The sequence below is a fragment of the Corynebacterium sp. KPL4015 genome (assembly GCF_040225725.1).
In the GTDB taxonomy this organism is placed as follows: domain Bacteria; phylum Actinomycetota; class Actinomycetes; order Mycobacteriales; family Mycobacteriaceae; genus Corynebacterium; species Corynebacterium rhinophilum.
The window spans coordinates 71,384-89,980 of sequence record NZ_JBEHGF010000002.1 but is presented as its reverse complement, the minus strand read 5'-3'; the positions used below and the strand labels follow the sequence as shown (position 1 = coordinate 89,980).

17 protein-coding genes are annotated in these 18,597 nt (G+C 60.3%); 7 read left to right on the top strand and 10 right to left on the bottom strand.

The window, feature by feature from the left end:
* Positions 1-4: 4 nt before the first annotated feature.
* From hisB to hisD, 3 genes are read right to left on the bottom strand one after another with little or no spacing between them, the layout of a single operon-like run.
* Positions 5-607 carry an imidazoleglycerol-phosphate dehydratase HisB gene (gene hisB, locus ABRP64_RS01260; RefSeq protein WP_284769551.1) on the bottom strand — a complete coding sequence of 201 codons (603 nt, stop codon included), beginning with the start codon at positions 605-607 and terminating at the stop codon, positions 5-7.
* Between the two features lie 3 nt (positions 608-610).
* Positions 611-1,723: a histidinol-phosphate transaminase gene (locus tag ABRP64_RS01255; protein ID WP_284795999.1), complete on the bottom strand. Its 1,113-nt coding sequence runs from the start codon at positions 1,721-1,723 to the stop codon at positions 611-613.
* The gene (hisD, locus tag ABRP64_RS01250) at positions 1,724-3,034 is read right to left on the bottom strand and encodes a histidinol dehydrogenase (protein WP_349865130.1); all 1,311 of its coding nucleotides are present in this window, start codon (positions 3,032-3,034) and stop codon (positions 1,724-1,726) included. It abuts the gene before it with no gap.
* A gap of 137 nt (positions 3,035-3,171) precedes the next feature.
* Between hisD and ABRP64_RS01245 the strand changes: the two genes are divergently transcribed.
* Positions 3,172-4,071 carry a YbjN domain-containing protein gene (locus ABRP64_RS01245; RefSeq protein WP_349865128.1) on the top strand — a complete coding sequence of 300 codons (900 nt, stop codon included), beginning with the start codon at positions 3,172-3,174 and terminating at the stop codon, positions 4,069-4,071.
* Here the strand turns inward: ABRP64_RS01245 and ABRP64_RS01240 are convergent.
* On the bottom strand, positions 4,058-4,489 hold the full coding sequence (locus ABRP64_RS01240; RefSeq protein WP_349838330.1) for a hypothetical protein: 432 nt from the start codon (positions 4,487-4,489) through the stop codon (positions 4,058-4,060). The two genes, ABRP64_RS01245 and ABRP64_RS01240, sit on opposite strands and share 14 nt — an antisense overlap.
* Before the next feature lie 118 nt (positions 4,490-4,607).
* Entirely contained in the window at positions 4,608-5,369 is a 762-nt protein-coding gene (locus tag ABRP64_RS01235) for a hypothetical protein (protein WP_284769547.1), read from the bottom strand.
* 161 nt (positions 5,370-5,530) lie between these two features.
* Here ABRP64_RS01235 and ABRP64_RS01230 point away from each other — a divergent pair, with 161 nt between their 5' ends.
* From ABRP64_RS01230 to ABRP64_RS01215, 4 genes are all read left to right on the top strand, one after another.
* Positions 5,531-6,064 carry a TetR family transcriptional regulator gene (locus tag ABRP64_RS01230; RefSeq protein ID WP_284795996.1) on the top strand — a complete coding sequence of 178 codons (534 nt, stop codon included), beginning with the start codon at positions 5,531-5,533 and terminating at the stop codon, positions 6,062-6,064.
* Between the two features lie 101 nt (positions 6,065-6,165).
* Positions 6,166-7,545, top strand: coding sequence for an exonuclease domain-containing protein (locus ABRP64_RS01225; RefSeq protein ID WP_349865126.1), 1,380 nt, complete (start codon positions 6,166-6,168; stop codon positions 7,543-7,545).
* 72 nt (positions 7,546-7,617) lie between these two features.
* Complete coding sequence (locus ABRP64_RS01220) at positions 7,618-8,235, top strand: hypothetical protein (protein ID WP_284782218.1); 618 nt, start codon at positions 7,618-7,620, stop codon at positions 8,233-8,235.
* A gap of 10 nt (positions 8,236-8,245) precedes the next feature.
* Positions 8,246-9,244: a GTP pyrophosphokinase gene (locus tag ABRP64_RS01215; RefSeq protein ID WP_023017266.1), complete on the top strand. Its 999-nt coding sequence runs from the start codon at positions 8,246-8,248 to the stop codon at positions 9,242-9,244.
* Here ABRP64_RS01215 and ABRP64_RS01210 read toward each other — a convergent pair.
* From ABRP64_RS01210 to ilvA, 4 genes are read right to left on the bottom strand one after another with little or no spacing between them, the layout of a single operon-like run.
* On the bottom strand, positions 9,241-9,630 hold the full coding sequence (locus ABRP64_RS01210) for an RNA-binding S4 domain-containing protein (RefSeq protein ID WP_284769542.1): 390 nt from the start codon (positions 9,628-9,630) through the stop codon (positions 9,241-9,243). The genes ABRP64_RS01215 and ABRP64_RS01210 overlap by 4 nt on opposite strands.
* Positions 9,630-9,869: a hypothetical protein gene (locus tag ABRP64_RS01205; RefSeq protein WP_284769541.1), complete on the bottom strand. Its 240-nt coding sequence runs from the start codon at positions 9,867-9,869 to the stop codon at positions 9,630-9,632. The genes ABRP64_RS01210 and ABRP64_RS01205 overlap by 1 nt, the downstream gene beginning before the upstream one ends.
* Positions 9,866-10,510, bottom strand: coding sequence for a YigZ family protein (locus ABRP64_RS01200; protein WP_284769540.1), 645 nt, complete (start codon positions 10,508-10,510; stop codon positions 9,866-9,868). The genes ABRP64_RS01205 and ABRP64_RS01200 overlap by 4 nt, the downstream gene beginning before the upstream one ends.
* On the bottom strand, positions 10,510-11,778 hold the full coding sequence (gene ilvA / locus ABRP64_RS01195; RefSeq protein WP_349865125.1) for a threonine ammonia-lyase IlvA: 1,269 nt from the start codon (positions 11,776-11,778) through the stop codon (positions 10,510-10,512). The genes ABRP64_RS01200 and ilvA overlap by 1 nt, the downstream gene beginning before the upstream one ends.
* 122 nt (positions 11,779-11,900) lie before the next feature.
* Between ilvA and ABRP64_RS01190 the strand changes: the two genes are divergently transcribed.
* On the top strand, positions 11,901-13,790 hold the full coding sequence (locus ABRP64_RS01190) for a choice-of-anchor I family protein (RefSeq protein WP_349865123.1): 1,890 nt from the start codon (positions 11,901-11,903) through the stop codon (positions 13,788-13,790).
* A gap of 249 nt (positions 13,791-14,039) precedes the next feature.
* On the opposite strand, the gene dnaE is transcribed toward ABRP64_RS01190, so the two are convergent.
* Positions 14,040-17,612 carry a DNA polymerase III subunit alpha gene (gene dnaE, locus ABRP64_RS01185; RefSeq protein WP_284771397.1) on the bottom strand — a complete coding sequence of 1,191 codons (3,573 nt, stop codon included), beginning with the start codon at positions 17,610-17,612 and terminating at the stop codon, positions 14,040-14,042.
* A gap of 45 nt (positions 17,613-17,657) precedes the next feature.
* Between dnaE and rarD the strand changes: the two genes are divergently transcribed.
* A complete protein-coding gene (gene rarD, locus ABRP64_RS01180) occupies positions 17,658-18,533 on the top strand; it encodes an EamA family transporter RarD (protein ID WP_284769536.1) in 876 nt (291 codons plus the stop codon).
* The last annotated feature ends 64 nt before the right edge of the window (positions 18,534-18,597 follow it).

The window sequence follows — 18,597 nt, the reverse complement described above, 5'->3', positions numbered from 1 at the left end:
CGGGCTACAGGGCTCCCTTCGTCGAAGGGATGCCAGTCTGGCGCGGATCTTGGTCCACGGCAGCGCGCAGCGCGCGGGCTACAGCCTTGTATTCCGCCTCGGTCACGTGGTGCGGATCGCGGCCGTAGCGCACGTTGACGTGCAGGGTAATGGCTGCGTGCGTGGCCAGGGATTCGAAGAAGTGGCGGTTAATCACCGTGGCATAGTGCCCGCCGATGATCTGCCACTGCAGGTGTTCCGGCTCGCCATTCATCACGAAGTATGCACGGCCCGAAAAGTCCACTACCGCCTCTACCAGCGCTTCATCCATGGGTAGTAATTGGGAGCCGAAGCGGCGAATCCCGGCCTTGTCCCCCACGGCTTCCCGCAGGGCCTGGCCTAGCACGATGGCGGTATCTTCCACGGTGTGGTGGGCGTCAACCTCCACATCACCGGTGGCCTTTACCTGCAGGTCAAATAGACCGTGTGTGGCAAATGCGGTAAGCATATGGTCAAAGAACGGCAGCCCAGTGGAAATATCGCTTTTCCCGGTGCCGTCTAGGTCGATGGAAACGGTGATATCCGATTCCGATGTTGCTCTTTGGGCACGCCCCACACGGTTTGTCATATCTCACTCCTTTGAAGTATCCGCTCCCACTGTAGTCGCTAGCTTTTCCGCCGCAGCCAGAAAGGCCGCATTTTCTTCTGGCAGGCCGATGGTCACACGCAAGTACCCGTCGATCCCTACATCGCGGATGAGCACCTCTTCGTCCAAGAACTGTTCCCACACGCGGTGTTGGTCTGCAAAATTGCCAAAGAAAAGGAAATTCGATTCGCTCGGCATGACGGTATAGCCCATCTCGTGCAGGCGCCCTGCCACCGTGTCGCGTTCGGCGGCGATGGTCGCCACGGTGGCGAGGGTATCTGCGCTGTGACGCAGGGCCACAGTGGCCGCTGCCTGGGATAAGACGGACAGGTGATACGGCAGGCGCACCAGCATGATGGCCTCCACAAAGGCCGGGTCCGCCACGAAGTACCCCAAGCGACCGCCGGCAAAGTCGAAGGCCTTCGACATCGTGCGCGAGACCACGAGCTTGGTGGGGTATTTTTCTAACAGGCTCGTCGCGGACGGCGAGGAAGAAAACTCGGCGTAGGCTTCGTCGACGATGACGATGCCGGGGGCGGCATCGATAAGCGCGGCAATATCCTCCAGGCTGGTTACCCCGCCGGTGGGGTTATTTGGGGTAGTAACAAAGATGACGTCGGGCTGGTGCTCGGCCACCGCCGCCAAGGCACGGTCCATGTCGATGGTGAAGTTCTCATCGCGCGGGCACTCGATAAAACGCGTGTGGGTACCAGCAGAAAGGATCGGGTGCATGGAATATGACGGCGTAAATCCCAGCACGCTGCGCCCGGGCCCGCCGAAGGCCTGCAAAAGCTGTTGCAGGATCTCATTGGAACCGTTGGCTGCCCAGACCTGCTCGTAGGTGACATCCACTCCGGTTTGCTGCGAAACATAGCGGGCTAACTCGGTGCGCAGTTCGACCGCATCGCGCTCTGGGTAGCGGTTGAGCGAGCTGGCGCAGCGGCGGACCTCGTCCACGAGGGCATCGACAAGCGCGGGCGAAGGCGGGAAAGGATTCTCGTTAGTATTGAGTTGGTAGGCCACCCGCAGCTGCGGGGCACCGTAAGCGGTCTCGCCGCGCAATTCCTCACGCAGCGGTAGGTCATGTAGCTGGGCCATTTATTTCTCCTCGAATCGGGCTCGAATGGCCTCCCCGTGGGCGGGAAGGCGCTCGGCATTAGCAAAGGCAATGACGTTGGGGGCGATTTCTTCCAGGGCGCCGCGGTCATAATCGATGAGATTGACCGGCCGGAGGAAGGTGTGGGTAGAAAGCCCAGCCGAAAACCGCGCCGTGCCCGAGGTAGGCAGCACGTGGTTGGAACCGGCCGAATAGTCCCCTAAAGGCACCGGGGAATACGCCCCGACGAAAATGGCGCCGGCGTGGTTGATGCGCTCTGCCACCGCGTGCGGCTCCGCGGTGTGGATTTCTAGGTGTTCGGCGGCATAAGCATTCGCCACGGCGATGCCCGCGTCCACGGAATCCACCAGCACGATGCCGGATTGCTCGCCGGTTAAAGCCTCGGCGGCGCGGGCGGAGTTCTCCGTTGCCGTATAGCGGCGCTCAACCTCCTGATTTACCTGCTGGGCCACGCTTTCCGATGCCGTAATTAACACGCTTGCCGCCATCGGATCATGCTCCGCCTGAGAGATGAGGTCATAGGCAACGTAGACGGGATTTGCGGTCTCATCCGCCAAAATGGCGATTTCGGTCGGGCCAGCCTCCGCATCGGTGCCGACCACCCCGCGCACCGCCCTTTTCGCCGCCGCGACAAAGATATTGCCCGGCCCGGTAATCATGTCCACGGGCTCTACGTCTTCTTCCGCATCGCCGTAGGCCAAAAGCGCTATCGCCTGGCCGCCACCAACGGCCCAAACTTCCTCCACGCCCAGCATGTGGCACGTGGCCAAGACCGTAGGGTGTGGCAATCCTCCGTGATCTTTTTGCGGCGGGGAGGCGACCACCAAGCTGGAGGCACCGGCCTCTTGCGCTGGCACGGTATTCATGATGACTGAAGACGGGTAGACCGCCTTGCCGCCGGGAACATAGAGGCCAACGCGCTCGATGGGGCGGAAAACCTCGGTCACGGTGGCGCCGGGTGCCAGCTGCGTCGTGTGCGGATCCGGCTTTTGGTCAGCATGCACGCGGCGCACTCGCGCAATGGAGGCCTCGATGGCCGAGCGCACCTGGGGATCAAGTTCTTCGGCGGCCCGCTCCAGTTCCGCCTGGGGCACGCGCAGGGACGACGGGCGCACCCCATCGAATTGCTCCCCATAATCCAACGCCGCTTGAACGCCTTCGTCGCGCACCTTATTCACCATCGGCACGACGGTGCCCATAACGGAATTGACATCGGTGCCACCGCGCGGAAGGACGCGGCGCAGCGTGGCGGGGCGGAGCTGTTGACCGCGGAGATCGATGGTTCGAAGCATTCCTGGCTCACTTTCTGGTTGATCACCGTGGGCTATATCTGTAGACAAACCAATATACTATCGCCCAAAGCGCCGCGGGGACACCCTCTTGAGCGATAGACTCAAATCAACTTCCAGCGAAGGCGAGTGTGCGGTGCATGATGATCGAATTTGAATCCACCAGTCTTGAGCGGCACCTGCGCGCCATCGTCCGCGAGCTTGATTATTCCTATTGGGCGCTACCTACTGGGGAACTCGTCATTTCCCATGGGCAGGAGGGGTCCACTCTGGTATTTGTATCGCAGGCCGACGATGTGGTTGTCCACCTGCACACCACTCTGCGCGGCGCGGTTGACTTGGGCGAGGCCGCCGCGCTGTCCCGATTTATCACCGCGTGGAATGCCGATTGCCTCTACCCCACCGCCGTGCTGGACTATGACGAGGCAGGTTTGCTAGTGCTGAGTGGGCAGAGCCACTTCAGTACTGGAACTGCACCAATGCACGATCAATTGGCCGCTTTTGTGCCCGCCGCACTCAACGGCGCAGAGGTACTCATCAGCGTGGCGACGCGCGAGTTTCCCACCCTGGCCCAAGAACCAGAACTTGTGCTCGCTCCAGACGATGCCGCTACACCGCCCGCGTTCACCCTGGATCTCCTCGCCGCCGCTCTGCCGCAAATAGGCATCGACCGCTTCCATAGCGATGGGGAAATCTGCCTATTTGCCCTAGTCAATTCCATCGCTTGCACCTTTACCCTCGACTCTGGGCCAAGCCTTATCATCACGGGCCGGTGGGATCTGAATGCGGATGAGGACGATTTCACCCGTTTGTTTTTGATCTGCAATGACTGGAACCGAGCGGACCACAGCGCCACGGCCTACTGCCGCTCCACCGACGACGGCCTCCATATCCATGTCGATGTGCCGACCCTGACCGGGGCGGGCCTTAACCAAGGCCAACTGCTGCGGGTTTTAAGCCACAGCCTCGATGCGATCCTGCACGCAATCGATGACATCGCGCGAGAATTCTGTGGCAGCTCCCCGGTTAAGTGGGCGTAACTACTTCACGTTGCGCACTGGCCTCTTGAGCGGACTCATTGCCGGCAGCTTCCCAGTCCGCGTCGGAGCTAATAAACGCGGTACACCAGTAGGAAAACATGGCCAAAAATGGGGCTACCGCCCAGGCCACGGCCGGCGAAAAATTCGGCGCAAATTCCACGACGTCCCCTGGGTTCTCCGGCGGGTGCGTTGCGGTGATGCCACCAAAGACGTAGAAGGAAGCCGCACCGGTAAGCGCGCATAGCCCTACCCACAGCAGCATCGTGAGACCGCGCCCGCGGCGCTGGGAAAATGCAGCCAGTCCGAGGCACAGCCCCAAGAAACCCGTGACGAGTGCAAAGGTCATAAACGCGACGAATTGTGCGTTGCCCACCGCTTCAATGGCGTAGCCGCCACCGTCAACAGCATGCCCGGTCATCGTAGGTCGCAAAACCCCCCAAAGCGCGCCACAGATGCCGAAAACGAACAGGGAACACGCCAGGAGCCCCGCACCGAAACCGAGAGTGCGGGGCAAGCGAGCTTGGCGGAAAGACAATTTAGTTACAGAAGGTCCAGTTACCGTCCTCGCGGCGGAAACGAACGGTGGAGGTATCGGTACCTTCCGGGTTCGACACGCTCACGGTAGCGGAGGCATCATCGCCATTGACCACAACGTCATTGATCGATTCCAGCTTGGTGGAGGTAGGGATGGCCTCTAGCTGGTTGGCAAACTCGTTAATCTTGGCATTGCCCTGGCTTTGCTGGCGCATGGAGTTTGCGTATTCCGCAAAGGACTGGTTGGGCAGGCTATCGACGTAGTTGAGGTACTGCTGAAAATCCCCGGACTCGCCTTCGCGCACGGCCTTGCAGGCATGTGCTGGCATGTAGCCAAAGTAGTCCTTGACATTGTCAATCTCATGCTGTCCGCGCACCAACTGCTCAATGGCCTGCTTATCGCCATCGCTTGCTTCGTGCCCACCTTCAATGGGCTTGATGTCCTGGGCGTTGGCGAAGGGATCGTCCCCATTCTCAATGGGGTTTGCGTTGGCGCCCGCATTGCCGCCTTCTTCACCCTTCTCCTTAGGGTCCTCGGCGGCCTTTTTCTTGTCCTTTTCTTCCTTCTTGTCCTTATCGGCGTCTTTGTCCTCAGACTTTTTCGCCGATTCCTTCGCGGAGGTCTCAGAGGACGTGGTAGCAGGCGAAGACGACGTGGTCTTCGTCGAATCGTCCTCATCGTCCGAGCTACATGCAGCTAAGGCAAGCGGGGCAACCATAGCGACCGCGAAAAGGGACTTCTTTGCAGGGGTCAAAAAGGACAAGGGAGAGCTCCTGAATCAATCTTTCGAATGCGAAGCCGCCTCACGACGGGTTCTGTTGTCCCCGCAATCCTAACAATGCAAGTTTGCAAGAGACATTATTGCAGTCTTAAAAGTACCTGTGAGCTATTCCTTGCCGCGCTGAAACACGTACAATTTCCACTGTGCAACTACATCGCGAGAGCATCATCGAGGCCGCCACGACCCTATTGAATACTTATGGGCTTGCCGATGTCACCATGCGCCGCGTCGCTTCCTCCCTCGGCGTTGCTCCAGGCGCATTGTATTGGCACATCGCCAATAAGCAGGCGCTCATTGCCGCTCTTGCCGAAGATACTATCGCCCCCGTCGCCGGCTCCACGCTGGAAGAGATTAGCCTGCACCTGCGCGAATTGCTCCTGGCCCGCCGCGATGGAGCGGAGGTTGCCATAGCTGGGCTCTCCCAGCCTGATTCCCCGGCATGGGATCACCTCGTCGCGCAGTTTAGCTCCGCCACCTGCCCTGATTTCGATGATACTGCTCGCAAGGCCGCTGCCCTTTCTGCAGTTCACCTCGTCCTAGGCGCCACGCTGCTCGAGCAATCTCAGCGCCAACTGCTAGAAACCACCGGCGGGACCACCGCGGCCGACTATCGCGCCGATTTGGTGCATGGCGTGCAGATTATCAATGCCGGTTTGCAGCACAGCGGGGCGGATTAAAACTCTTCACCCCCGCGGCGGATTTCCCATCAGCACAAGCGAGTACGATCTCTGTGCAGCAGCCCTCTTTAGATTGTCACCTCAGAAGAAAGGCCATTTTCGTGTCGTATCCCGCGCATGGCGTATTCATCGATGTCACTGCGGAAAAAATCGTGCTTCACCGCAGCCTGCTCTCCCGCAGCTTGGGCGCGCCTGTCACCGCAGAAATCGCGCTCGATGCCATCGATGACCTGCGCGTCCACGAACCCACCGCCACCGGTTTTGGTTCGCTGTCCCTAGGCAGTGCCGGCAGCATTGCCTTCGCGCCGCACCAGGATCCCCACCGCGTGGCGCGCGCCATTGAGGCGGCACAAAAGGGCTACGCACCGCCGGAAGCAGCAGCCGCTCCCGAACCCGCAGCAGCTACAACCCCAACCGCTAGCGAAGAAAACCCAGGGCTTGATTTCGTTGCGGTAGATGTAGAAACCGCCAATGATAATTGGGGATCCATCTGCCAGATCGGCGCCGTGCGTTACCGCGATGGCCAAGAAACCGCGTCCCAGTCGTGGCTGTGCACCCCTCCCCCAGGTTTGGAGCACTTTGCCGAAATCAATATCTCCATCCACGGGATTACTGCCGCCGATGTCGAAGGTGCCATGCCCTTTGCCACAGCGGCCGCAGAGCTCTTTGACTTCATCGGCAGCGATGTCATCGTCGCGCACAATGTCCAATTCGACTCATCCGCGCTGCGCTCCGGGTTGCTGGCAGCCGGCGCCGATGTCCCCACCATCCCGCTGGCCTGTTCGCTCGCTTTGTCCCGCGACGCTTCCACGCAAGGTGTTATCTCGGTGGCCAACCACAAGCTTCCCACCGTGGTGAAACACCTAGGCGGTGCCTCTTTTACCCACCACGATGCCACCGAGGACGCCCGCGCAGCCGGCACCATCATCACGGCGCTGGCCCAACGCTTCGGGCATACCGGAAGCATCACCGATCTCTTTACCAGCCGCGAGTTTCGCCTCGGCTGCCTCGGATCCTCGGCCATCCTGCCGGTCCTGCGCGCGCATACTGCGCCCACCTCCGGCGACGATCTGGGCGCCGGCACCGATTTCCGCGATTCCACCCGGTCCGCGGGAACCAGCAAGAAGTCGGCTTCCTCCAGCCGGGCACCGTGGCAGGCCGTTGCCACCCCGGATACCATCCCGGATCCCAATCCCGACGCCGATCCTCAAGGCGCACTCTACGGCCAGCACGTCACCCTGACCGGCGATTTCGATCCATACGATAAGGGGCTGCTGTGGCAGGGCATCGCCAAGCGCGGTGGGCAAGTGGGCAAAAACGTCACCAAGAAGACTACGCTGCTCGTCGTCGGCGAATGGGCGAAGAAGACCTCCAAGGAAAAGCGCGCCGAAGAGCTGCAAGAAAAGGGCCAGGACATCACCATGTGGACCGGCGCCCAGCTCTTTTCCGAGCTGGAGCTCGACGCCGAGCCGCCTTTTTAAACCCGCAGGGAACCACCCGGCCATTTCTCCAGTCCTATAAGGGCGGATACGCACTACCTTGGAGAAATCGCCATGACCCTTACGCTCGACGCACCCCGCCCCACCACCACTAATTTGCTGCCGGCGCTATTCGCGCGGTCGTGGATTAAGCACCAGCGGCTTTCCGATGACGGCTTTTGCGACTCCCTCGCCACCATCCAGCTCTCCCCCAACCTGTCGATGGCGCTGGTCTTTCCCGGGCAGCGCACTTTTCGCCGGCTCAGCCACCGCGGCCTCGCGGACCTGGATGTCTCGACCCGCCAGGCGTGGAATTGTGCCTCGCTGAATCTGCAGCGCGCCGCGCTCGACTCGCAGGGCCTGCGCTTTTGGACTCGCCCTGCCCACTGCGCCCTGCCTGCCGCAGCGCCCTATGGCGGCCTGCAAGTCCGCTCCCACGGCGCCCCGATTTCTTCGTGGTTAGCGCACCCAGAAACCTTCACCGTGCTGGATAAACACATGCGTCGCCTCATGCGTTCGCATTCTTTGACCTACCTGGTGCCGGATTCCGCGACGGTTTTTGTCTTCGCCCACCTACCCGATGAATATGCCCGCGACCTCGCCCACACCGCCGCCGAACAACTTCCCCGCCATCGCACCGTTTTACATTCGCGCCCGCTAGTATGGTCTAACGGATTTCCCCGCGAATTATGAGAGGAGCACCATGGCGGAAAGCAGGATGTCGCGGCTGAGCAATCAGTACCATGCCTGGACCCGCAGCCACCCCACGGCGGCGGAGGATTTTCGCACCGCCATCGAGGATCTGCTCAATGACGCCGGCATCATCTTTGACCGGGTATCCACCCGCGTCAAGGCGTGGTCCTCACTCAAGCGCAAGGCCAAGAAGCGGGGCGAGGGCGGCGATTTTATCTACCCCACCCCGTGGGATGATATCCACGATGTCATGGGCGTGCGCGTCACCTTGTACCACTCCACCACCATTCCCAATGCGCTAGACGTGCTGGGCGAGTCCTTCAAGGTCGTGCGCTCTGTGGATAAGGCGGCCGAGACCCGCATTTCCGGCGGCTTTGGGTACGGCTCCCACCACCTGGTGCTCACCGTGACCGACGATAGTGCGGCGGCCATGGAGGAGCTCGCCGATTTCGTGGGCTGGACCTTTGAGGTACAAATTCGCACCGTGCTGCAGCACGCATGGGCGGAATTCGAGCACGATATCCGCTATAAGCAAGGCCCTACCCCGCCCTCGCCTGAGGTGGACCGCCTATTTACACTGGCCGCCGGCCTCATCGAATTAGCCGATCAGCAATTCGATGAGATCGCCGCGCTCAAAGCCCCGCGCACGGAGGCGGATACGGACGTGGAGCTTACCCCGGAAACCTTACCTGGCGTCCTGGCCATCATTTTGGGCAATCGCTTCCCGCTTTCACGCTCGGAGCACTACCGCTTCCTCGCGGAAATCTTGGAGGAAAACGATATCCGATCCTTAGACCAGCTCGAGCAGCTGCTTGACGATGACGCCATTGCCCACGTCCACGACACCATGCGCTATCGCTTTCGGCCCGGCCAAGTGCGCCTTATCGATGATCTGCTGCTCAATAAGTTTGGCAAGCAGCACATCGAAGCCACCGCTGAATCTGGCGACCGCGCCGGCCGGCGGCGCCGCCTGAACGCGCGCCTTAAGGCGCTGCGCGCAAACTCTTAGCGGAATCCGCCGCGGAATTTTTCCATATCGCGGCGTTCCTTCTTCGTCGGCCTACCCGCGCCGCGGGGGCGAACCGGCACCGCGGGCTGGAATTCCTTGGGCGGTGGTGGCGGCGCGTGATCGGTATAGCAGGTGCGCGCCACCGGCGCGCCCACGCGCTTAGCGACGGTAGCCAGCACCTCCAAATCGTGCTCGTGGTGGTTGCGCCACACGCGCACCCTATCGCCCGGCACGACTTGTTGGGCGGGTTTTACCGCTTCACCGTTTATTTTCACGTGCCCGGCGCGCACCGCGGTGGCTGCGGCGGATCGGGTTTTGAACATGCGCACCGCCCATACCCAAGCATCAATGCGGACGGGGCGGCCGCTTGGCTGCGGGGTAGGCATTAATAATTATTGTGGTTCTCGTTGACGATTTTGCGGATCTTCAACCAGTTATATCCGCCGCCCACCACGGCGATGATAAGGCCCAAAATCATCCAAGCGGCAAAATTAGCAGAAAGCACACCTAAAACGACTCCTGCGCCGACACCACCGGCAACGGAAATAACGGCGTTGCGGGAGTGCTTGCGCACCTGCTGTTTACGCTGCGCAATGGGGTTATTCGGTCGCTGCTGCATAGTCATGACCCAGATCCTACCTCAACCCAGGCAGAACCTGCTTCGCGCGCGCTGATTTCACCTTGGGAAAGCGCGGCGAGCATCGCCTGGAGCTCATCGAGCCCACCCGGGCGCACGGCGACCGTAAAAGTCACGGCTGCGCCGTATTCGGTGTCGGTAATATCGATGCCGCGCCCGCGCAAATCCGCCTCGAGACGCCCAGCCGTGGCGTGCGGGCATTCCACCGTATAAAGCTCCCGGCGCGCCCGGGTGACCGCCTCGACCTTCTCCATGGCCTCGCTAACCGCCCCGCCATAGGCATGCACGAGGCCGCCCGCGCCCAGCTTGATACCGCCGAAGTAGCGCACGACCACCGCACAAATATCAAGCATTCCAGAGCCCTTTACCACATCCAGCATGGGCTTTCCGGCCGTCCCGGAAGGCTCGCCATCATCGGAGGAACGCTCCACGGGGTTCGCATCGTCGACGTGGTAGACATATGCGGAGCAGTGGTGGCGGGCATCGGGAAAGCGCTGTCGGGCGGCATCGATAAACGCCCGTGCTTCTTCCTCATTCGTCACTCGGCCGATCAAGGTGATAAATCGCGAGCGTTTGATCTCAATTTCGTGCTCCACCTGGCCGGTGGGACGCCGATACGAATCGCGCATTAGGCAACCAAGAAATCGTACTCGGGGGTATTCGGCTGCAGGTGCTGCACCGAAATCTTGGACTCGGCCATCCGCTCCTTCAGCCCTGCTAAGTTTTCGGCGCGGCTAAGCTGAATGCCCACCAGCGCGGCACCGGTCTCGCGGTTATTGCGCTTGAGGTACTCGAAGAGCGTGATGTCATCGCTGGGCCCCAGGATTTCAGACAAGAAGTGGCGCAGCTGGCCCGGTTCCTGCGGGAAATTGACCAAGAAGTAGTGCTTTAGGCCGCGGTGCACCAGCGAGCGCTCCATGATTTCGGCGTAGCGCAACACGTCATTATTGCCTCCAGAAATCACGCAGACCACCGTCGAACCTGGCTCCAGCGGCACCCGCTGCAGCCCAGCCACGGACAGTGCACCCGCGGGCTCGGCGATAATCCCCTCATTTTGGTACAGGTTGAGCAGGTCCGTGCACACCGCCCCCTCAGAGACCGTGTCCCAGTGCAGGCGCTCTTGGTTGGCCTCCAAAATCTCATAAGGCAGCGAGCCCAGGCGCTTGACTGCCGCGCCATCGACAAACGGATCCACGCTGTCTAGTGCCACCGGCCCGCCGTTGCGGAAGGCTGCTCTTAGCGATGCCGCCCCTTCCGGCTCCACTCCTACCACCTTGGCGTGCGGTGCCATATCCGCCATATAGGAGGTGATGCCAGAAATCAGCCCGCCGCCGCCGACGGGCACGACGATGGTGTCGACCGAGGCGCCCTTTGCCGAAAGCTGCGCCAAGACTTCCGCCGCGACAGTGCCTTGGCCGATGATGGTATCGCGGGCATCGAAGGGCTCGATGAAGGTGGCGTGGCGCTCGGCGGCATCGGCATGCGCGGCGGCCGCGGCCTCGTCAAAGTTGGCACCCACGACTACGAGTTCCACCTGGTCTCCGCCGTGCACGTGGATGCGGTCGCGCTTTTGCATGGGTGTGGGCTCTGGGACGAAAATCTTACCCGGAATCCCCATGGTGCGGCAGGCATAGGCCACGCCTTGTGCATGGTTGCCAGCCGATGCCGTCACGATGCCCCGCTCCCGCTCCTGCTGCGACAGACTGGAGATGCTATTGAGCGCACCGCGAATCTTATACGAGCGCACGTCCTGGAGATCTTCGCGCTTTAAATAGACCTCACAGCCCGTTTCCGCAGAAAGCCGGGGGCAATAATGCAACGGCGTCGGCGCGATTTCGGAGCTGATGCGTGCCTGCGCCTGCTGGATATCGGATGCGTGGATGGTCGATTCAGTCATGATTGCAGAGTCTACCCGCCCTACCTAGTGCTCGACCGATTCACCTATATTTCATTCCGGTTTAGCGCAACGGTTACGTGGGATCGAGATAATGGAGTGCTCCACAAGAAAGGACTCTCTCTATGTTTAAGCGCACCTCCATCGGCATGGCCGCCTGCCTTGCGCTCAGCTGCGCCCCTGCTGCCAACGCGCATATCGTCGATAATGTTGTAGAACACTCCGCCGACAATGCTGCGGTAAAGCTAAGCCCCATCGGCTCCTATGAGGCCGGGGTGATCGGCAAATCAGCAGCGGAAATCGTGGCCTACCACGCCGCCTCCCAGCGTATTCTCACGGTGAATGCGCAATCGGGCAAGGTGGATATACTGGACGCCTCCGACCCCACCAATCCTAATAAGGTTGCTGAGGTCTCCGCCGGCGGCGATAAGGAGATCAACTCCGTGGCGGTGCGTCCCGATGGCCTCGCCGTCGCCGCCGTGCAGCAGGCAGACAAGACCGAAAACGGCGAAGCCTTGATTTTCGATGTTACTTCCGCCGAAGAGCTTGGCCGCGCGCCGCTCGGCGCGCTGCCAGATAACGTGCACATCACCAAAGACGGTGCCTATGCCTTGACCGCGAATGAGGGTGAGCCCTCCGATGAGCTCAACTCCGACGGTACCGAATACGCAAAAGACCCAGAAGGAACCGTGTCCGTCATTTCCCTGCCAGACGGCGTCCAAGCCCCCTCCGCTGCGGATGTTCGCACCGCCGACTTCCGCGCCTTCGATGGCGCAGATGCAGAACTTGACCCGTCCATTCGCGTCTTCGGCCCAGAAAACCACCACAACAAGCCTTCGCTTGACTTTGAGCCTGAGTATATTTCCTCCGCCGATGGCAAGGCGTATGTTACCTTGCAAGAAAATAACGCTATCGCAGTGGTCGATATTGCCTCCGCCACCGTAGACAAGGTGTTGCCCGCCCACATCGCGGACCACTCAGATGTCCCCATTGATCCCTCCAATAAGGACGGCGCGGCAAAGCTGCGTACGATCCCTGTGCATGGCCTGTCCATGCCGGATTCGATTGGCGCCTTCCAGACCAACGGCGAGACCTACTTCGCCACCGCTAATGAGGGCGATGCCCGCGAATGGGGCGGCTATACCGATGAGGTCAAGCTGAAAGATCTTGTTGAAGAGGGCCAGATCTGTGATTCTGTCGACCTGCCAGAAGGCATCGAGGACAAGAAATACGCCGGCAACCTAAAGTTGAGTAATGCCTCTGGATGGAACGAGGAAAAGGGCTGCTTCGATGGCCTGTATTCCTACGGGTCCCGCTCCTTTAGCATTTACGATGCCGAGGGCAACGTCGTCTTCGATTCCGGCTCCGACTTCGAGGAAATCACCAAGGACATCGAGGGACTTAACTTCAATGCCGATAATGAGGATCCCGACTTTGACGATCGCTCCAATAATAAAGGCCCCGAACCGGAAGCTCTGACGATTGGAACAGTTGGTGACCGAACCTATGCCTTCATCGGTATGGAGCGCGTGGGCGGCATCTTTGTCTATGACGTCACCGACCCCGCTCATGCCGAGTTCGTCACCTATAGCAATAACCGCGATTTCGCCGTGGACTATAACGAGGACAATGCCGTCGCCACCAGGTCGGCCGGCGACTTGGGCCCCGAGGGGCTAGCATTCGTTAGCAAGGAAGACTCTCCTACCGACGATGCCCTCCTTATCGCCGGCAACGAGGTGTCCGGGACCACCACGGTCTTCTCTGTCGCCGATCTCGTAGGCGGCTCCGAGGACGAAGGCGACAACGCCTCCGATGAAGACGGCGACGTTCCTGACGATGCCCCCTGGGCATGGCTGCCGGGAGACGGCTCCAGCAGCATCGCGAAGGGCGTTGGAATCATCGCTGGCGTCATTGCCCTCGGCGCCATGTTGAGCGGTGTTCTACACTTCATGCCGCAGGTAGCCGATCAATTCTATAAGATGCTTCCAGAACCGGTCCGTCAGCTACTTCCGTAGATTTCGGTATTAAAGCGGTGGCATTTGGGGCGCGCGATCAGCTCCCCAGCCACCGCCTGCCTGCTCTTCTTGTACTACATTGCCAGCGGTGACCGCGCGGGAACTTGTGCGCTTTCACAAATCCGACCCATGGACGGCACGCCAACTTCTGAAACAGAAGCGGGCGTTTTCTGCTGTCACCGCAGGTGCAGCGATATTGCTTTCCCTGGACTGCGGTAACAGTGTATGTAAAAGGTGCAGGAGGAGTTTCTATCCCAAAATACCTGCGCCCATCGTGGCCTTCAGGTCTCCCATGAGGTTGCCGGATCGTTCCACGCGGAGGTGCTCACCGAGGACCATGGTGGTGGATTGGTCGCCCTCGACAAGCTCAAGGTAGACATCGGACTCACCGTGATTTTTAACCAAGACCTGCTTGAGTCGGGCGATATTTTCCATCGTGCACTGGTCTGTACGCATGGTCAGGCGCAGTGGCAGGCTCGCGCCACCGCCTGGCCCCAGCTCGGGAACGCGAATATCGGAACAAAACAGCGACCGGCGCTCATCGCGCACCTTCACGTTGACGCGCGCTAAGATGATGTTGTCTTCCACAATATGCGGCGCTGCCAGCGAGTAGACCTTGTTAAAGACCAAGATCTCTACCTGCGCGCCGTTGTGGTCTTCTACCGTGACAATCGCCCACGGGGAACCATCGCGCTTAGAAAAGCGGCGGTCCACACCGGAAATGATGCCGCCGATGATGAGTTCCTGCCCATTGTGCACCTCATCGTTGAGGATCTTGGTCAACGGCGTATTGGTCTGTGCAGCCAGGGCCTCTTCGAACCCGTCGAGTGGGTGGCCAGAGACGTAGAGCCCCAGCATCTCTCGTTCTAGCGCCAACTCGTGCTTGCGATCCCATGAATCGTCCGGCACATCAATGGCAAAGGCGCCCTCCGAGGAGGCATCGTCGCCACCGCCAAAGCCGGCAAAGAGGTCGAATTGCCCCTTATCCGCCGCCTTCTTGGTGGTCTGCACGGCATCGACGGCGTCCTCGTGAATCAGCATGAGGCCCTTGCGCGGCTGCTGGAAATCATCAAAGGCACCGGCCTTAATCAGCGCCTCGGTCACGCGTTTGGAACACGCTGCCAAATCGATCTTGTCAAGGTAATCACTAAAGGACGTAAACGCCCCCTTTGCCTTGCGCGAAGCAATGATGGATTCGACGACTTCCGAGCCCACATTGCGGATAGCGCCCATGCCGAAGCGAATATCCTCGCCCACAGCCTGGAAGTCCTCTTCGGATTCATTGACCGAGGGCGGCAAAACGTTAATGCCCAAGTGGCGGCAATCCGACAGGTAGATGGCGGACTTATCCTTCTTATCGCCCACAGAGGTCAACAGCGCTGCCATGTATTCCGGTGCGTAATAGGCCTTGAGGTAGGCCGTCCAGAACGAGACCAACCCGTAGCCCGCGGCGTGGGACTTGTTAAACGCGTACGACGCGAAGGGCTCGATGGTCCCCCACAGGGCATCCATGGCGGATTTAGAGTAGCCATTTTCTTGCATGCCACCCCAAAATTTATCGTATTGCTGGGCTAGGACCTCGGGCTTTTTCTTACCCATCGCCTTACGGAAGCCGTCTGCCTCACCGGCGGTGTAGTTCGCCACCTTCTGCGAGATACGCATGATCTGCTCCTGGTAAACGATGAGACCATACGTCTCATCCAGGATTTCCTTCAGCGGCTCTTCGAGCTCAGGGTGAATCGGGGTGATTTCCTTACGCCCGTTCTTGCGGTCGGCGTAGTCCCAGTGAGCATTCACGCCCATCGGGCCGGGGCGGTACAGGGCCAAGGAGGCCACGATGTCTTTGAAGCCGGTAGGCTTCATGCGCTTGAGCAGCTCCTGCATACCGCCGGAGTCCAGCTGGAACACGCCCAAGGTATCCCCGCGCGAGAGCAGGTCATAGACCTTGGAGACCTTGGGGTCATCGGCATGCAGCTGCTCGAGCTGCACTTCTTCGCCGCGGTTGCGCTTAATGTTTTCGATGGCATCGCCAATAACGGTGAGGTTGCGCAGGCCCAAAAAGTCCATCTTCAGCAGGCCAATGGCCTCGCAGGCGGGGTAATCCCAGCCGGTGATATAGGCGCCATCGGCAGGCCGCTTCCACATCGGGATGTGGTCCATCAACCGCACGGAAGCCATAATCACCGCGCAGGCGTGCACGCCGGCCTGGCGGACGACGCCTTCCAAACCGCGCGCGGTGTCATAAATCTTTTTCACATCCGGGTCGGTTTCCACCATCTGGCGGACCTCGGCGGCCTCGGAATAGCGCTCGTGGTCGGGGTCAGTAATGCCCCGCAGCGGGATATCCTTCGCCATAATCGCCGGCGGCAGCGCACCATTGATGCGGTCAGCCATCTGGAAGCCGGGCTGGCCAAAGTGCACCTTGGCGGAGTCCTTAATGGCCTGCTTGGTTTTCACCGTGCCGAAGGTAATGACCTGGGCTACCTTATCCTCTCCCCAGCGCTCGGCGGCGTAGGTAATCATCTCGCCGCGGCGGCGATCGTCGAAGTCGATATCGATATCGGGGGCGGACGGGCGCTCGGGGTTCAAAAAGCGCTCGAAGAGCAGGTCGTGTTCCAGCGGATCAATATTGGTAATGGTCAGCGCGTAGGCCACGAGCGCGCCCGCCGCAGAACCACGGCCGGGCCCTACACGGATGCCTACAGAACGCGCGTACTTAATTAGCTCCGCCACGATGAGGAAGTAGGAGGGGTAGCCCTTCATCTCAATCACGGAGATCTCGTACTTGGCGCGCTCAATGTAGTCCTCCGGCACCTCGCGCCCGGGGAACCGCCGCTGCAGCCCCTCCATCACCTCGTGGGTCAGCCAGGAGGTGGGCGTGTGGCCCTCGGGGACATCGGCAATGGGCATGCGGTCGTGGGTGTGTTCCTCCCACACCTCGCTGTAGTCCTGCACGCGCTCGGCAATCCACAGGGTGTTATCGCAGCCATCCGGAATCAGGTCGTCCCAGGTATCGCGCATCTGCGCGGCGGACTTGATGTAGTAGCCGGTACCGCCGAACTTGAAGCGGTCTGGGTCCATAAACGTCTTACCGGTCTGCACGCACAGCATGGCCTCGTGCGCCGGCGCCTGGGATTCCAGCACGTAGTGGCAGTCGTTGGTTACCAGCGGCGGCAGGTCGAGCTTGCGGCCGATTTCGAGCAGCCCATCGCGCGTGCGCTTTTCGATGTCCAGCCCATGGTCCATCAACTCCAAGAAGAAGTTGTCCTTGCCATAGATGTCTTGCCACATGGCCGCGGCCTCGAGGGCCTCGTTGAATTGACCGAGGCGCAGGCGGGTCTGTACATCGCCGGATGGGCAGCCGGTGGTGGCGATGATGCCATCAGCATGCTCAGCGATGAGCTCCGCATCCATGCGCGGCCACTTGCCCAGCTGGCCTTCGTAGGAGGCGAGCGAGGACAACGTGAACAGGTTGCGCAGCCCGGTGGCGTTTTCCGCGATCATCGTCTGGTGCAAATACGCACCCGAGGCGGAGACATCGTCGCGCTTTTGATCCGGAGTGCCCCACAACACGCGTTTTTTATTAAAGCGCGATTCCGGGGCCATGTAGGCCTCGATGCCGATGATGGGTTTCACCCCGGCGCTGGTCATGCGCTTGTAAAAGGCATCGGATCCATACATATTGCCGTGGTCTGTCATGCCCACGGCGGGCATGTTTTGCTTGACCACCTCATCAGCCAACATATCGACCTTGGCCATGCCGTCCAGCATGGAGAACTCGGTATGGTTATGCAGGTGGACGAAGGAGGAATTTTTGGCCATGCGGTCATCTTAGCGGGGCGGTCAAGATGACGATATTATGCGGGGATGATCTACACGCTTGCCGCATACATCATGTGGGGATTTTTCCCCGCGTTCTTCCCGCTCCTGCTGCCGGCCACGCCGCTGGAAATCCTCGCCCACCGCGTGTTGTGGACCGCGGTTATCGTCACGGCATTTTTAATCTGCAACGGCGGCTGGCGCGAAATGGTGCGCTTGTCCAAGCGCACATGGGGCTGGCTTGCCGCCGGGGGCGTATTCATCACGGTCAATTGGGGGACCTATGTGCTGGCGATTAATACCGATCACGTAGCCGATGCCGCTTTAGGATATTTCATCAATCCCCTGGTATCGGTGGCGCTCGGCATGATCTTCTTAAAGGAGCAGCTGCGCCCATGGCAGGCGACCGCAGTCGCCGTGGCGGCAATCGCGGTGCTGTATCTGACCTTCTTTACCGGACAGGCGCCGTATATCTCGCTGTTGTTGGCGGCATCGTTTGGCATTTACGGCCTCATCAAGAAACAGGTGCGGGTATCGGCGGCGGTCTCGGTCGCGGCAGAGTCTTTGGTGGTCTCCCCCGTTGCCATTGCCTATATCGTGTGGATTGAACAGGCAGGCCACGGCACCTTCGTCACGGAAGGCACGCCACACATGCTGCTCTTAATCAGTGCCGGCCTTATTACCGCGCTGCCGCTATTGTGCTTTGCCCAGGGCGCGCAGACGCTGCGCTTGTCGACGATCGGCATGCTCCAATACCTCACCCCCATCATGCAGATGCTGTGGGCACTCTTTGTCACCCAAGAGCACTTCTCCACACACCGGTGGATTGGCTTCGGCATCATCGGCGTAGCAGTCAGCATCTACATTGCAGATCTCATCCGCGTTCGCCACAACGCGCCGCGCAAGAGTGCGCGGCGCAGGTAAACCTGCGCGCAGAAATTCGCAGCGCGAAAGACGGTGCGTGAGCCGCGCGCAGTAGTGCACGGCG